This is a genomic window from Mycobacterium sp. GA-2829 (assembly GCF_001499965.1).
GTDB lineage: Bacteria > Actinomycetota > Actinomycetes > Mycobacteriales > Mycobacteriaceae > Mycobacterium.
The window spans coordinates 1-15,119 of the sequence record NZ_LQIT01000067.1 but is presented as its reverse complement, the minus strand read 5'-3'; the positions used below and the strand labels follow the sequence as shown (position 1 = coordinate 15,119).

Genomic DNA, 15,119 nt, shown 5'->3' with positions numbered 1-15,119 from the left:
GGACTAACGCTTTCCGGGGCGGCGCGCGCCCTTGGCGATCCCCAGACCCTTGACCGGCGGTTCGTCGCCGACGATCCGCGAGTCGCCGTTGTCCGACGACGGTGCGGGCTCGGGCGCCTGCTCCGGCTCGGCGGCGGCCTCCGGCTCGGGCGCGGGTTCGGCCGCGGGAGCCGGTTCGGCCGGCTTGGGCGTCGAGGCCTTCTTCTTGGCGCCGGGGCGGCGGGCGCCTGCGGCGATGCCGAGACCCTTCACCTCGGGTTCGGGCTTGGTCTCGAGACCGCGGTCCGAATCGGCGGTGTCGGCGGGCCGGTTGTCGGTCTCGGTGCCGGCCTCGGCCTGGTCCGGATCGACGTTCGGCGGCTGCACGACGGTGCCCGCGTCCTCGTTCGGCGACGCCTTGGCCGGTGCCTTCTTCTTCGCGCCGGGGCGGCGGGCGCCCGCGGCGAGACCCAGGCCCTTGACCTCGGGCTCCGGCTTGGCCGGCGCCTCGGCGGTCTCGGCGGTGGCTTCCGGCTTGGCCTCAGCGGATGCGGTCGCGGTCTTCTTGGCGCCGGGCCGCTTGGCCCCGGCCGCGATGCCCAGCCCCTTGGCCGCGGGTGCGGCGGGCGCCTCGGTCGTCTCGGCCTTGGCTTCCGGAGCCGCGGCGGCGGTCTTCTTCGCACCCGGACGCTTGGCGCCACCCGCGATGCCGAGCCCCTTGGCCGGAGCCGCGGCAGCGGCCGGCTTGTCCTCGGCAGGCGCGGCGGTCTTCTTCGCGCCCGGCTTCTTCGCGCCGCCGGCGAGGCCAAGACCCGTGACGGGTTTGGCTTCCGTGGCGGTCGAGGCCTTCGCGGCGGGCGCTTCCGGCTCCTCGGCGGGAGCCTTCTCCGGTGCCTTCTCCGGCGCGGGGGCCGCCGCGGCCGCTTTGGCGGCGCGCTCCTCGGCCTCCTTGGCCGCGGTGCCCTTCTCCGGCAGCGTCACCGACGACTTGTCCAGGGAGCCGAGCAGCAGCTGGGCCACGTCGAGGACCTCGGCCTTCTCCACCTCACGGGTGGCGGCCACGTCGTCGACACCGTCGGTGATCATCACGCGGCAGAACGGGCAGCCGGTGGCGATGGTCGAGGCGGTGTCCATGGCCTCTTCGGTGCGCTCGACGTTCACGCGCTTGCCGATGTGCTCTTCCATCCACATCCGCGCACCGCCGGCGCCGCAGCACAGACCGCGGTCGGCGTGCCGGGGCATCTCGGTCAGCTTCGCGCCCGCGGCACCGATCAGCTCACGCGGAGCGGAGTACTCCTTGTTGTGCCGGCCCAGGTAGCAGGGGTCGTGGTAGGTGACATCCTGGCCGCCGCCGACGGGCGAGACCGGGACCAGCTTCTTGTCGCGGACCAGCCGGTTGAGCAGCTGGGTGTGGTGCAGCACGGTGTAGTTGCCGCCGACCTGCGGGTATTCGCGGCTCAGGGTGTTGAAGCAGTGCGGGCAGGTCACCACGACCTTGCGGTCGACGCGCTCGACGCCTTCGAACAGATCGTTGAGCGTCTCGACGTTCTGCGCGGCGAGCTGCTGGAACAGGAATTCGTTACCCGAGCGTCGGGCCGAGTCGCCGTTGCAGGTCTCACCCTCACCGAGCACCAGGTACTTGACGCCCGCGGTCGCGAGCAGTTCGGCGACGGCCTTGGTGGTCTTCTTCGCGCGGTCCTCGTAGGCGCCGGCGCAGCCGACCCAGAATAGGTACTCGAAGCCCTCGAAGGATTCGACGTCCTTGCCGTACACCGGGACGTCGAAGTCGACCTCGTCGATCCAGTTGGTGCGGTCCTTGGCGTTCTGGCCCCAGGGGTTGCCCTTGGTCTCCAGGTTCTTGAACAGCACGCCGAGCTCACCGGGGAACTCGGACTCCATCATCACCTGGTAGCGGCGCATGTCGACGATGTGGTCGATGTGCTCGATGTCCACCGGGCACTGCTCGACGCAGGCGCCGCAGGTGGTGCAGGACCACAGCACGTCGGGGTCGATGACGCCGCCCTGCTCCTCGGTCCCGACGAGCGGGCGGGTCGCCTGTTCGGGGCCCGAACCGAGGATCCGCTCGAACCCGGACTCCGGCACGTGGTCGTGCGCGTGCTTCTCGGAGCTCTTCTCGCCGCGCGCTTCCTCGCCGAGACCACCCTCGGGGGTGTTCTCCAGCGGGGACTCCTTGTCGCCGAGGATGTACGGCGCCTTCGCGAACAGGTGGTCGCGCAGGTTCATGATCACGAGCTTGGGCGACAGCGGCTTACCGGTGTTCCAGGCCGGGCACTGCGACTGACAACGCCCGCACTCGGTGCAGGTGGTCATGTCGAGGTAGCCCTTCCAGGTGAAGTCCTCGATCTTGCCGCGGCCCAGCACGGCGTCCTCGGCGGGATCCTCGAAGTCGATCGGCTCGCCGTTGTACTCCATCGGCAGCAGCGGGCCCAGACCGTTGGGCATCCGCTTGAAGGTGACGTTGATCGGGGCCAGGCCGATGTGCAGGTGCTTGGAGTGCAGCACGATCAGCAGGAAGATCAGCATGACCGCGATGTGCGCGAGCAGCGCGATGGTCTCGACCCACTCGTTGACGTTGTGGCCCAGCGGGCTGAGCACCCAACCCATGAACTGGCTGAAGAACGCGCCGTTGCCGTAGGGCAGGTTGCCGACGTCGGCGGCAGCGCCGCGGACCAGCGCGTAGGTCCAGATGACGTTGAAAATCATGAACAAGATCAGCCAGGCGCCGCCGGTGTGGGAACCGTAGAACCGGGAGTCGCGGCCGTGCTGTTTCGGCTCCTGCATCACGCGGATGATCGCGAACGTGATGATGCCCAGCAGCACCGCGACGGCGAAGAAGTCCTGCAGGAAGCCGAGCACATCCCACGTGCCGATGATCGGGATGTGGAAGTCGTGGTCGAACAGCAGGCCGTAGGCCTCCAGGTAGACCGACGCCAGGATGAAGAAGCCCCACATCGTGAAGAAGTGGGCGATACCGGGGATCGACCACCGCAGCAGGCGGGTCTGTCCGAAGACCTCTTCGAACTGCGTCGTGATGCGCTTGCTGAGGTTGTCCTTGCGGTTGTTGGCCTCGCTGGTGGGCGCGCCCGACCGGATCAGCTTCGTCAGCCACAGCACGCGTTTTGCGGCGAGCGCTATCACGATCGCGGTCATCAGCAATCCGACGACGAGTCGGATCAGGATCTGGGTGTCCACGCGCGGCCTCCCGGTATGAAGTTACTCGGCAGTAACTTAGACGAAGTTACCCGTGGGTAACTTAGGCTCGATCCTGCTCATAGTGACATCACCCGTATGCGGGCCGCTACGAAGGCTGCCCTAACCCGCCGTTCGGTCAGCCGGGCGGGGCGAGGATTGCCCGCAACATCGACAGCATCTCCGACCGCGATTCCGCGCCCAACCGGCGCCGGATCCGGGCCACGTGATGCTCGACGGTCTTAGCTGAGATGAACAACTGGGCGCCGATGTCGCGGTAGGGCATGCCTAGCAGCAGGAGTTCGGCGACCTCGCGCTCGCGCTCCGAGAGCTGTGCCGAGGCCGGCCGGGCGGGTGCCGCGGCGGGTGCGGGCGCCGCCGGGCTCGAGGCGGCCGGCCTGGCCGGGGCGTCGGTCCCGGCGACCGCCTGTTTGAGGTCGCGGGCCAGTTGCAGCATCGCCTGCGACACCCGGCCGTCGGAGGTCTGCAGCGCCGCCTGCCCGGCCAGCCGCGTCGCGTCCCAGGTGTGGCCGAACTGTGCGAGCCCGCGCGCCGCGGCGGTCACCTCATCGACGTCGACCTGGTTGGCCAGTACCCGCAACCAGGTGCGGCCCGCCGTGGCCAGGGCTTTCGCGAAACCACTCTGGGCGTGCTCGTCGCGGCTCGCCGCGGTCAGCGCCTGCCCGTGCGGGGCGACCGCCTCGGGTGCGTTGGCCAGGATCCCGGCGTGCACACCCGCCCAGTGCAGCGGCACCGACCACAGCGGCGGATCGCCGAGCGCACTCAACAGGGCGAACGCCTCGTCGAGGGTGTGCCGCAGCCGGTCCACCTGCCGCATCCGGGCGGCCGCCACCCACAACTCACCCAGCGGCAACAGGGCGAACAGGTCGACGGAGTATTCGGCCAGCACCTCCATCGCGGCGTACCAGTGCAGCTGCATGGCGCCGCTGTCACCGCTGCGCCGGGCGATCGCGGTTTGCAGCGCCGCCGCCCACAGTGCATCCCGCCGGTGCAGGTCGGCCTCGGCTCGCGGGACGGCCGCCGCGGCGGACTGCAGTTGGCCGTCCTGCATCTGCGTCCAGCCGAGCAGCAACCGGTGCCGGTACGTGACGAAGATCGCATCCGCCGAGGCGTCGTCAGCGGCGCCCCGGACGGCACGGCCGATCACGCTGCGGGCCCGCACCGGGTCGCCGCCGTGCAGCGCCACCAGCGTCACCAACGCGGCCGGGGTGTCCGGGGTGACGAGGTGGCCGCCGGGTTCGGCGCCCAGCGACTGGCCCAGCCGCGCGACCGCGACGGGGTAGGGCTGATCGAGGGTGAGGACGAGGCCGTCGGCGAGGCTGCGGGCGGCCCGCGCGAGTGACGTCGGCGGTCCGGCGGACTGCGTCCGCGACAACTCCCTGGCGGTGGCGCCGTCGCCGGCGGCCAGTGCGGCCGCCGTGCCTGCCGCGCTCAGCAGCGCATCCGACGACGGACCCAGCCACCGGAACAGGTCGAGGGCCTGCGTGGCGGCGCCGTCGTGCATGGCGATACTCGCCGAGATCCGCACCGCGGCGGCGCGTTCGTCGACGTCTTCGGCGGTGAGCAGTTCGTCGGCGATCCGCCCGGCGGTCGCGCAGTCCCCGGTCAGGGCGAGCGCGTCGGCGAGTTGCGCGCTCAGCGCGGTGGCGCCGGCGTCGGCGGCTGCCCGGTACAGCCGCGCCGCCCGCACCGGGGCGCCCGCCCGCGTCGCCAGGTCCGCCAGCGCCGTGGCGAGCTTCTCGTCCCGCAGCCCGTGTTCGGCCATGCGCAGCGCGAGATCGGCTGTCAGCGTGGACATCTCGAGCTGCGAACACAGCAGCGCGACCTCGATCTCGTGATGACGGGCCGCGCCGACGATCTGCGCGATCGCGTCGTGCACCGTGCGCTGGAAGCCGGGGTGGAACGACGGTTCCAGCAACCCGCTGGCCCTGGCCCGGTCGACCACTGCAAGCGCCGCGTCCGACGGGATGCGCAGCGCCGCGGCGACGTCGTCGGGTCCCAGATCCGGGCTCAGTGACGCGACCAGCAGCGTGTCGAGCAGCGGTTCGTCGAGGCGGCGCAACTGTTCGACGAGCGCGATGCGGGTGGCCTGGCGCACCGCGGCGGCACTTTCAGCGACCGAGGCCACCGCCGCCAGCGCGGGACGCACCAGGAACGGCAGACCCGCGGTGACCGTCGCCAGCATCCGCACCAGCTCGGGCGCCGGGGCGGCGCCCAGAGCGGCCGCGGCCGCCCGCCCCACTTCCACCGGCGACGCGGATCCCAGTGTGACAGCGGGGTTTTCGCGTTCCAGCGCAGTGACGAGGGTGCGCAGCGGCGGGTGATGGGCCAGCGGTTGGGCCGCGATGACGACCGTCGCGGCCGAATCTGCGACGAGTTCGGTGAGCCGCTCGAGGTCATCGGTGTCGAGCAGGTGGGCGTCGTCGATCACCACCGCCGCATCGGCGGGGTCGTCGGCGCGGCGGGGCCGCGACAGCACCGCCCGCCCGGCCGAGCGCAGCGCCATCCGCACCGCGGCGAGCACCGTGGACTTACCGGTTCCGATCCCGCCCACGACCACCAGCTTCGTCGGCGTCCCGGGATCGGCTTCGATCGCCGCGACGGCCTCACGCGCGGCGGTCGGGAGCTCCGTCATCGACTGCGGTCAGGCGCCGTCGTCGGGGACCGGGACGTCCGTGGTCGGCGGCTCGGGCGGATCCGGGGGATCGACCGTCGTCGGGGGCGGCTGCGTCGTCGTCGGCGGCGGTTGGGTGGTGGTCGGCGGCGGGGTCGTCGTCGGCCGGGTGGTGGTCGTCGTCGGCTGCGTCGTGGTGGTCGTGGTCGTCGTGGTGGTGGTCGTCGTTGTCGGCGACGTCGTCGTCGTGGTGGTGGACGTCGTCGGTGCGGGCGGCGGAGGCGGCGGTGGGGGCTGACTCACCGTCGTGGTCGCCACGCCGTCGGGGCCGACCGTCACCGTGGTGACCGGCGGCGGCAACTCCTGCGGCGACGGTTCCATCGACACCGTGGTCGCGGTCTCGGTCACCGGTGTCGAATCGCCCTCGTTGCCGGTCAGTGTGACCGCCAACCCGCCGACAGCCAGCAGTGCGGCCGCGGCCGCGGCGCCGAACAGCACGGGCGGCCGCTTGTACCAGGGCAGCGGCGCGGGTTCCTCGTACGCGGCGCCGTAGCCGGTGTCGTCCTGGGCGAATGCCACCGGTGGCCTAGCCCCGGTCGCCGACGGGTCGTAGTCCGGACCGGCGTAGGCGACCGGTTCCCCGGCGGCCGCATCGTCCTGCGACCACGCCAGCGCCCGGAAGGTCGCCGAGGACGCACCGTCGGCGGCGGCGTCACCGGCCGCCAGACCGGCCGCGCCTGCGGCCCACGCGGCGGGTGCCATCCCGGTGGGGGCATCGGCCGCGGCCGCCATGCCGGTCGGGGCGTCGGCGTCGGCGCTCTGGTTGGCCACCAGCGCCGCACCCGCGGCGACGTTGAGCTGCGGTTCCGGGGTGGTGACCACCGGGGCGCGCAGCCGCTCGGAGAGCCGCTGGGTGACCAGCGGGATCGCCGCGCCACCGCCGACGGTCGCCACGGCGGCCACGTTGGCCGGTGCGATCTGGTTGCGCTGCAACGTGTCTTCGATCGCGCCGAGCAGCCCGTCGAGCGGTGCGGCGATCAACTGCTCGAGCTCGGGCCGGGTCACCCGGATGTCGGAGGCGACGCCCGGCAGTTCGACCGGGACCGCGGTGGCGGTGTCGGCGGACAGCCGTTCCTTGGCCAGCCGGCACTGGTCCCGCAGCCGGGCCAGCGAGCCGACGGCGGCGGTGCCCGCCGGGTCTCCCGACCCGGCATCGGCCATGCCGACCAGGACATGGTTCAGCAGCGCCTGGTCGACCGCATCGCCGGAGAACTCCGCATACCGCACGGTCTGACCGATGGCGTCGAGGTTGGCGTTCGCATCGGCCAACGAGATGCTGGTGCCGCTGCCGCCGAGGTCGACCAGCACGATCACGCCCTGGCCGGGCAGGCCCGGGGCGGCCTGCAGTGCCGCCAGCGCGGCAGTCGAATCGGGGATCAGTGCGGCGGGGACACCGTGCGGCGCCAGGTTCGGCCGTGACCGCAGGGCGCCGCGCAGGGCGCCGACGGTGCCCGGACCCCAGTGGGCGGGGACGGCGATCGCGATCGGTGAGCCGCCGTCGACCGTGCGGGCCATCGCGTCGAGCGCCTCGGCGAGCACCAGTTCACCGCGGTGCGCCGAACCGTCGGCCGCGACCAGCGGCACGGGGTCGCCCACCCGGTCGACGAAGCTGGTCAGCACCAGGCCCTGCCTGTCGGGATTCGCCGACCATTCGCTGGGCACGCCGACCTCGGCGGGCCGGTCGGGGAAGAGGGTGAGGATGGCCCGTCGGATCACCGGCGCGCGGCCGACGCGGGCCGCCACCAGATTCGTCTGGCCGATCGACAACCCCAGGGGTTCGGTCATGCGGTCACGATAGCGGTTGACACCCTGCAGCCTCGGGATATCCCCCTAGTGTCGCCGACCCCCTAACGGCCGATCCCCTAACGACGGGCGGCCGGCAGTGGGGTCAGCACCGATCCGGGGCGTATGCGGCGTCGATAGCATCGACAGCGTCACATCCGTCATGGGATCAGTTGGGGATAAGGTGCTCGATGGCTAACTCGCTACTCGACTTCGTCATGTCGCTGGTGCGGGATCCCGACGCCGCGACCCGGTACGCCGCCGATCCGGCGGGCGCGCTCGCCGACGCCGGGCTGACCGGCGTGACCAGTGTGGACGTCGACAACCTGATCCCGGTGGTGGCGGAGTCGATGCCGATGACCGCTCCGTCGCCTGGACTGGACGCCTTCGGTGCCGAACCGGCGAGCAATGTGTGGTCCAGTGGTGCGGCCACCGCCGCATTCGACGCGTTCGACGATCTCGCACCCGCGTCACCGGTCATCGACGCCGGTCCGACCGTCATCGACACCGTCGGTGTCGACGCCTCGACCGTGGATGTGCTCACCGCACCGGAACCGCTCGTCGACACGGCATCGACGCAGTTCACGGACTCGGCCATCGATACGGTGGCCCCGGCGGACCCCGGACTCGACGACGTCTGGGGCGCGGCCGTCGACGACGCCCAGCCCGCCGACCACACCCCCGGGTTCGACATCTTCGACTGACCCGTCACAACACGCCGAAAGCCCGCGCGGATCGCGATCCGCGCGGGCTTTTTCGTGTCTGAACTGCGATTTCGCCGTTGTTCCCCCGATGCCCCCGGCAACCCCCTAATCCCCTAATGGGGAGTGCTCTTCACCCCCTACGGGAAGCGGCCAGGCAGGGGTGGCAACCCCGTTTGCCGGGTCTTCCGAACTCCATAACGTGGTCTCCAGATCGCCGGGGTGCCGGCGAGACAACCTCCCCGGAACTCGGGAAGACAGAAAGGCAGTCACATGACCACGATCATCGACTTCATCCTCGACCTGTTCCGCAACCCGGGCACGGCGGCGAGCTTCGTCGTCGATCCGGACGGCGCACTGCGCGACGCCGGCCTGCCGAACGTGACCGCCGCACAGCTGGCCTCCGTGGCCGCCACCGCGGCACCGGCCGGTTACGCCCTCGGCGGCGGCGACCCGATCGTCGGCCTGCAGCGCGCGGTCGCCGACCACCACCAGCTGGCGTCGAACTTCGCCTCGCCGTTCTCGCCGCAGACCTCTTTCGCGCCGACCACCGAGCTCGCCAGCCGCAATGACACCGACCTGCTCAGCGGCAACAACGTCCCGGTCGCCAGCCCCATCCAGGACGCCGGCGCCAACGCCCAGAACGGTGCGTTCAACCTGGGCTTCGGTGACATCACCCTCGGCGACAAGACCACGCAGACCGCCACCGACGGCGGTGTGGTGGTCGGCCGCGACAACGACGGCGACATCGTCAGCGGTGACGGCGCGGTGCTCGGCGACGGCAACACCATGAACAACGGCGACATCCTCGCCGGCTCCGGGTCCAACGTCGTCGTCGGCAAGGGCAACGAGGTCGAGGACAACTCGAAGACCGCCGGTGGCGACCTGATCACCGACAACGACGCACCCGTCCTCAACGACGTCGACACCAGCGGCGGCAACGGCGGCGGCGCCGACGGTGGCGGCAGCCTGATCGGGATCGGCGGCGGCAACGCGGTCGGCGGCTCCGGCGGCAACGGTGGCGGCATCGTCATCACCGACACCGACGTCAACACCGGAACCCAGATCGACGGGGACTACGGCAGCGACAACGTCGAGGACAACTCGGTCAGCAGCGTCGTCGAGACCGAGGTCAACACCTCGACCGAGAGCTCCATCGAGGACCACTCGTCGAACTACGAGTCGAGCATCGGTTCGGGCAACCAGTCCGCGATCGGTTCGGGCAACGACACGAACCTGTTCTCGGGCAACGACACCGGTGTCAGCACCGATGTCGCGTCGAACAACGACGCCGGTCTGGACGTGTTCTGACCGACAACCGCATAGCGCAGCCGGCGGGGACCGACCTGGTCCCCGCCGGTTGGCGCGCATACCGTTGACAGGTCGACGGGAGAGAAGGCGTCATGACGCAAGCGAACGACCCGCGCAAGGTGATCAAGGAGCTCCTCGAGCACACCACCACGATCGCCGAGGCGCACGACCGCGGCGACCTCGTCGCCCGGCTCGGGCGCGCCCGCAAGCGCATCGGCGATCCGCAGATCCGGGTCGTCATCGCCGGACAGCTCAAACAGGGCAAGAGCATGCTGCTGAACTCGCTGCTCAACATGCCGGTGGCGCGGGTCGGTGACGACGAGTCGACCGTGCTGGCCACCGTCGTCTCCTACGGCGAGCAGCCGGCGGCCCGGCTGGTGGTGGCCCGCCCCGAGGGGGAGGAACCCGAACTCGTCGAGATCCCGACCACCGATCTGGGCACGGATCTGCGCCGCGCTCCGCAGGCCGAGGGCCGCGAGGTGCTCCGCGTGGAGGTCACGGTGCCCAGCCCGCTGCTCAAGGGCGGTCTCGCGTTCGTCGACACCCCCGGCGTCGGCGGCCACGGACAACCTCACCTGTCGGCGACGCTGGGCCTGCTGCCCGACGCCCAGGCGATGCTGATGGTCAGCGACACCAGCCAGGAGTTCACCGAGCCCGAGATGACGTTCATCCGGCAGGCCCTGGAGATCTGCCCGGTCGCCGCGATCGTCGCCACCAAGACCGACCTGTACCCGCACTGGCGCCAGGTGGCCGATGCCAACCGCGCCCACCTCCAGCGCGCCGGGCTGACCACCCCGATGCTCCCGGTGTCGTCGACGCTGCGCAGCCACGCCGTCCAGCTCAACGACAAGGAGCTCAACGAGGAGTCGAACTTTCCCGCGATCGTGAAGTTCCTGTCCGAGCAGGTGCTCTCGCAGAACAACGACCGGGTGCGCACCCAGGTGGCCAACGAGATCCGCGCCGCCGCAGAACATCTCACGATGACGGTGCAGTCCGAACTCTCCGCGCTCAACGACCCGCAGGCCGGCGGCAGCCTGACCGCCGACCTCGAGCGGCGCAAGAAGGAGGCGGAGGAGGCGCTGCAGCACACCGCGCTGTGGCAGCAGGTGCTCAACGACGGGATCGCCGACCTCACCGCCGACGTGGATCACGATCTGCGCCAACGCTTCCGCAACATCACCCACCACACCGAACGGGTCATCGACTCCGGTGACCCGACCCTGCACTGGGCCGAGATCGGCGCCGAACTCGAAGACGCCGTCGCCACCGCCGTCGGCGACAACTTCGTCTGGGCCTACCAGCGGGCCGAGGCGCTCGCCGCCGAGGTGGCCCGCACATTCATGGAGGCCGGTCTCGACGCGGTGCGGATGCCCGCCATCGACGCCCGCGAACTGGGCGCCGAGTTCGGTGAGTTCCGCTCGCTGGCTCAGTTGGAGGCCAAACCCCTCAAGATGGGCCACAAGATCGTCACCGGGATGCGCGGCTCTTATGGCGGCGTGCTGATGTTCGGGATGCTGACCTCGTTCGCCGGGCTCGGCATGTTCAACCCCCTGTCTCTCGGCGCCGGCTTCGTTCTCGGCCGCAAGGCCTACAAGGAGGACATGGAGAACCGGATGCTGCGGGTGCGCAACGAGGCCAAGACCAACGTGCGCCGGTTCGTCGACGACGTCGCGTTCGTCGTCGGCAAGGAATCCCGCGACCGGCTCAAGGGCATCCAGCGCCAGCTGCGCGACCACTACCGCGAGATCGCCAACCAGACGACCCGCTCGCTGAACGAGTCGCTGCAGGCCACCATCGCCGCGGCAAAACTCGAGGAGTCCGAGCGCAATGCCCGCGTCAAGGAACTCGAACGGCAACTCAACATCCTGCGCCAGGTAATCGCACATGCGGACAAGCTCGCCGCCCCGGTCTCTAAGCTCGAGGGGTCAGCAGTCGGGTAACGGGAACGGACTGGGCAAACCCTGAGCACAAGCGATCAAGTACGCGCGATCCTGGGCGGCACCATCGCCGCCTACCGCGCCGACCCGGCATACCGTCAGCGCCCCGAGATCCACCAGGAACTCGAGCGCATCGGCGCGCGGCTCAACCAGCCGATCCGCATCGCGCTGGCCGGAACGCTGAAGGCCGGGAAGTCCACGCTGGTCAACGCGCTGGTAGGCGAGGAGATCGCCCCCACCGACGCGACCGAGGCCACCCGCATCGTCACGTGGTTCCGGCACGGCCCCACCCCCAAGGTGACCGCCAACCACCGCGGCGGCCGGCGGACCAACGTGCCGATCGCCCGCGACCGCGGCCTGACGTTCGACCTCGCGCGGCTCGACCCTGACGAGGTGCTCGACCTCGAGGTCGAGTGGCCCGCCGCCGAACTGATCGACGCCACGATCATCGACACCCCGGGCACGTCCTCGATCAACCGCGACGTCTCGGCCCGCACGGTGCGGCTGCTGGTCCCCGACGACGGGGTGCCGCGCGTCGACGCGGTGGTGTTTCTGCTGCGCACGCTCAACGCCGCCGACATCGCGCTGCTCAAGCAGATCGGCGAACTGGTCGGCGGGTCGTCGGGGGCGCTCGGCGTGATCGGCGTGGCCTCGCGCGCCGACGAGATCGGCGCCGGACGCATCGACGCGATGCTGTCGGCCAAGGACGTCGCGCAGCGGTTCACCACCGAGATGGACCGCACCGGCATCTGTCAGGCCGTCGTCCCGGTGTCCGGGCTGCTGGCGCTGACCGCGCGCACGCTGCGGCAGAGCGAGTTCGTCGCGCTGGAGAAGCTTTCGGGCGTGGAGCCGACGGAACTGGCCAAGGCGATGCTGTCGGTGGACCGGTTCGTCCGCGAAGACAGCCCGCTACCTGTCGACGCGGCCACCCGCGCCGCACTGCTGGACCGGTTCGGGATGTTCGGGATCCGCATCTCGATCGCCGTGCTGCGGGCGGGGGTGTCGGATTCGGTGGCGCTGGCCGACGAACTACTCGAACGCAGCGGTCTGGTCGCGTTGCGCGACGTGATCGATCAGCAGTTCGCGCAGCGTTCGGACCTGCTCAAGGCGCATACGGCGCTGCTGTCGCTGCGGCAGTTCGTGCAGCTCAATCCGATCTACGCGACGCCGTACATCATCGCCGACATCGACCCGCTGCTCGCCGACACCCACGCGTTCGAAGAGCTCCGCCTGCTGAGTCAATTGCGTTCGCGGTCAACGACATTGACCGACGACGAGATGGCCTCGCTGCGACGGCTGATCGGCGGGTCCGGCACCGACGCGGCCAGCAGGCTCGGCCTGCAACCCGAGGACCCCTACGACGGTCCGCGCGCGGCGTTCGCGGCGGCGCAGCGGTGGCGCCGCCGCGCCGAACATCCGCTCAACGATCCGTTCACCGCCAGGGCCTGCCGGGCGGCGGTGCGCAGCGCCGAAGCGCTGGTCGCGGCGTATGCGGCGGCTGGGCGCGGACCCGCTTAACGTTTCCGCGCTCCGCGGCGACATACAGGTATGCGCACGTCTCTCGGCATCTCTTTGGGCGCCGCCAACCTGGTGGCCGTCGCCGACGGTCGCCCGACCATCCGCCCCGCCCAGATCACGGTCGGCGGATCCACGCTCTCGGGTTTCGTCGACCGCGTCGGCGACCCGGTCCCGCTGGTCGCCGCCGACGGCTCGGCCCACGACGGCGGTCGGTTGGTGGGCGCCGCGATCGAGGCGATCACCCGCAGCGTCCACCCGACGCGGCGGCCCGATGTGGCCGCGGTCGCGGTACCGGCGCACTGGTCGCCTTCGGCGGTGGCCGCGTTGCGTGCGGTGGCCCCGTATCTGACCGTCGTCTCGGACGCGGTCGCCGCGCTCACGGCGCTGCAGACGAATCCCGGGCTGCCCGCCCGCGGTGTGGTCGCCCTGTGTGACATCGGCGCGACCGGCACCAGCATCACCCTGGCCGACGCCGGTGACGGCTTCCGCGTCATCGGGTCGACGATCCGCTACGACGACTTCTCCGGAGACCTCGTCGACCAGGCGGTGCTGCGCCACGTGCTGGCCGGTCGCGAGGTGGACCCGAACGCGACGTCGGCGGTGGCGTCGTTGTCGGCGCTGCGGGTCGAGGCCCGGGCGGCCAAGGAACGATTGTCGGCGCAGACCGCGACGGCGGTCGCCGGAAGCCGGGTGACCCGACCCGAACTCGAGGCACTGTTGGCGGCACCGGTGACCGGTCTGGTCGACGCGGTGTTCGAGGTGATGCACAGCAACGGGGTGGGCCAGCTCGCCGCCGTTGCCACGGTGGGTGGCGGCGCGCAAATACCGTTCATCACGCAACGTCTTTCGGAGGCGTTCCGGCTGCCGGTGATCACCGGTCCGTATGCGCAGGTCGCGGCGGCGGCGGGTGCGGAACTGGTCGCGGTGCGCGGGGTTTCACGTGAAGCGGTGACGACGGTCGTGGCGACTTTCGACTCGGCGGAGACGATGGCGGCGCCGGCACTGGCGTGGTCGGAGGAGACCGTGGACTTCGACGCGGCGACCGAGTCCGTGCAGCCGGTGCAGGACGCCGCGATGGCGCGGCCCGGTTTCGCGTTCGAGCCGACGCCCTTACCGGTGGAGGACACGCCGTGGTACCGCAGGCCGGCGGGGCTGCTCGTCGGGGCCGCGTGTGTGGCGGCGTTCGCGGCGACCGGAGTGATCCTGACGTCGCACATCGGCGATGCGGATGCGGTGCGGACGGATTCGTCGGTGATCTCCGCGCCGGTGGCGGAGCGGCCGATGGAGGTCGAGGCGCCGCAGGCTCCCGCGGTCGCGCCGCCTGCTCCGGCGGCGGTGACTCGGACGGTGGATGCCGCGCCTCGGCCGCCGATTGCTCAACAGCCGAGGGTGGGGGACCGGGTGGCGAAGCAGGCTGCCCCTGCGCCGGCTCCTGTTGCACCTGCACCTGCACCTGCGGCTCCGGTTCCCGCGCCTGCGCCGGCTCCTGCGGCCCCGGCTCCCGCTCCGGCTCCGGCGTTCAACCTCCCGCGAATCCCGTTGCCGGAGGTCACGTTCGCTCCGCGGCCGCCTGCGTCGACTCCTGCACCTCAGCCGTCGCCCGAACCCGAGCCCGAACCCGAACCCGAACCGCAGCCTGAGCCGACGGTCGCGCCGGAGCCGACGGCTGCCCCTGAGCCGACGGCTGCGCCGGAGCCGACAGCCGCGCCTGAACCGACCGCCGCGCCCGAGCCGGAACCGTCGCCCGAGCCCGAACCGTCGGCCGAGCCGCAACCGGAATGCGTGCCGGACGCGTCGACCGTCTGCTGACCGCGTCGAGTGTGCGGATCGATACGCCTAGCTCGGCGCGTCGCGGATGAAATCGCACAGTCGAATTAGGCGAGGCGGATCGACCGTCTGCTGACTGCGCCGAGTGTGCGGATCGATACGCCTAGCTCGGCGCGTCGCGGATGAAATCGCACAGTCGAATTAGGCGAGGCGGATCGA

The 15,119-nt window shown here is 71.0% G+C and carries 8 protein-coding genes; 5 read left to right on the top strand and 3 right to left on the bottom strand.

The annotated features are described in order from the left end of the window. Positions 1-3 precede the first annotated feature (3 nt). From AU194_RS27640 to AU194_RS27630, 3 genes are all read right to left on the bottom strand, one after another. A complete protein-coding gene (locus AU194_RS27640; protein ID WP_059092468.1) occupies positions 4-3,192 on the bottom strand; it encodes a (Fe-S)-binding protein in 3,189 nt (1,062 codons plus the stop codon). A 136-nt stretch (positions 3,193-3,328) separates the two neighbouring features. Continuing rightward, entirely contained in the window at positions 3,329-5,845 is a 2,517-nt protein-coding gene (iniR, locus tag AU194_RS27635) for an isoniazid response ATPase/transcriptional regulator IniR (RefSeq protein WP_059092467.1), read from the bottom strand. 9 nt (positions 5,846-5,854) lie between these two features. Then, a complete protein-coding gene (locus tag AU194_RS27630) occupies positions 5,855-7,669 on the bottom strand; it encodes an Hsp70 family protein (RefSeq protein ID WP_059092466.1) in 1,815 nt (604 codons plus the stop codon). A gap of 188 nt (positions 7,670-7,857) precedes the next feature. On the opposite strand from AU194_RS27630, the gene AU194_RS27625 reads away from it, so the two are divergent. From AU194_RS27625 to AU194_RS27605, 5 genes are all read left to right on the top strand, one after another. Further along, positions 7,858-8,370 carry an IniB N-terminal domain-containing protein gene (locus tag AU194_RS27625; protein ID WP_059092465.1) on the top strand — a complete coding sequence of 171 codons (513 nt, stop codon included), beginning with the start codon at positions 7,858-7,860 and terminating at the stop codon, positions 8,368-8,370. A 270-nt stretch (positions 8,371-8,640) separates the two neighbouring features. Beyond that, on the top strand, positions 8,641-9,678 hold the full coding sequence (locus tag AU194_RS27620; protein WP_059092464.1) for an IniB N-terminal domain-containing protein: 1,038 nt from the start codon (positions 8,641-8,643) through the stop codon (positions 9,676-9,678). Positions 9,679-9,770: 92 nt separating this feature from the next. Further along, positions 9,771-11,618, top strand: coding sequence for an isoniazid-induced dynamin-like GTPase IniA (gene iniA / locus AU194_RS27615; protein ID WP_059092463.1), 1,848 nt, complete (start codon positions 9,771-9,773; stop codon positions 11,616-11,618). 21 nt (positions 11,619-11,639) lie between these two features. Further along, on the top strand, positions 11,640-13,133 hold the full coding sequence (locus AU194_RS27610; protein ID WP_059092462.1) for a dynamin-like GTPase family protein: 1,494 nt from the start codon (positions 11,640-11,642) through the stop codon (positions 13,131-13,133). A gap of 30 nt (positions 13,134-13,163) precedes the next feature. Then, positions 13,164-14,942 carry an Hsp70 family protein gene (locus tag AU194_RS27605; RefSeq protein ID WP_059092461.1) on the top strand — a complete coding sequence of 593 codons (1,779 nt, stop codon included), beginning with the start codon at positions 13,164-13,166 and terminating at the stop codon, positions 14,940-14,942. Positions 14,943-15,119 lie beyond the last annotated feature (177 nt).

Excerpts from the sequence above, each read along its gene's own strand:
- iniR (WP_059092467.1), bottom strand. The coding sequence starts at position 5,845 with ATGACGGAGCTCCCGACCGCCGCGCGTGAGGCCGTCGCGGCGATCGAA.
- AU194_RS27630 (WP_059092466.1), bottom strand. The coding sequence starts at position 7,669 with ATGACCGAACCCCTGGGGTTGTCGATCGGCCAGACGAATCTGGTGGCG.
- AU194_RS27625 (WP_059092465.1), top strand. The coding sequence starts at position 7,858 with ATGGCTAACTCGCTACTCGACTTCGTCATGTCGCTGGTGCGGGATCCC.
- AU194_RS27620 (WP_059092464.1), top strand. The coding sequence starts at position 8,641 with ATGACCACGATCATCGACTTCATCCTCGACCTGTTCCGCAACCCGGGC.
- iniA (WP_059092463.1), top strand. The coding sequence starts at position 9,771 with ATGACGCAAGCGAACGACCCGCGCAAGGTGATCAAGGAGCTCCTCGAG.
- AU194_RS27605 (WP_059092461.1), top strand. The coding sequence starts at position 13,164 with ATGCGCACGTCTCTCGGCATCTCTTTGGGCGCCGCCAACCTGGTGGCC.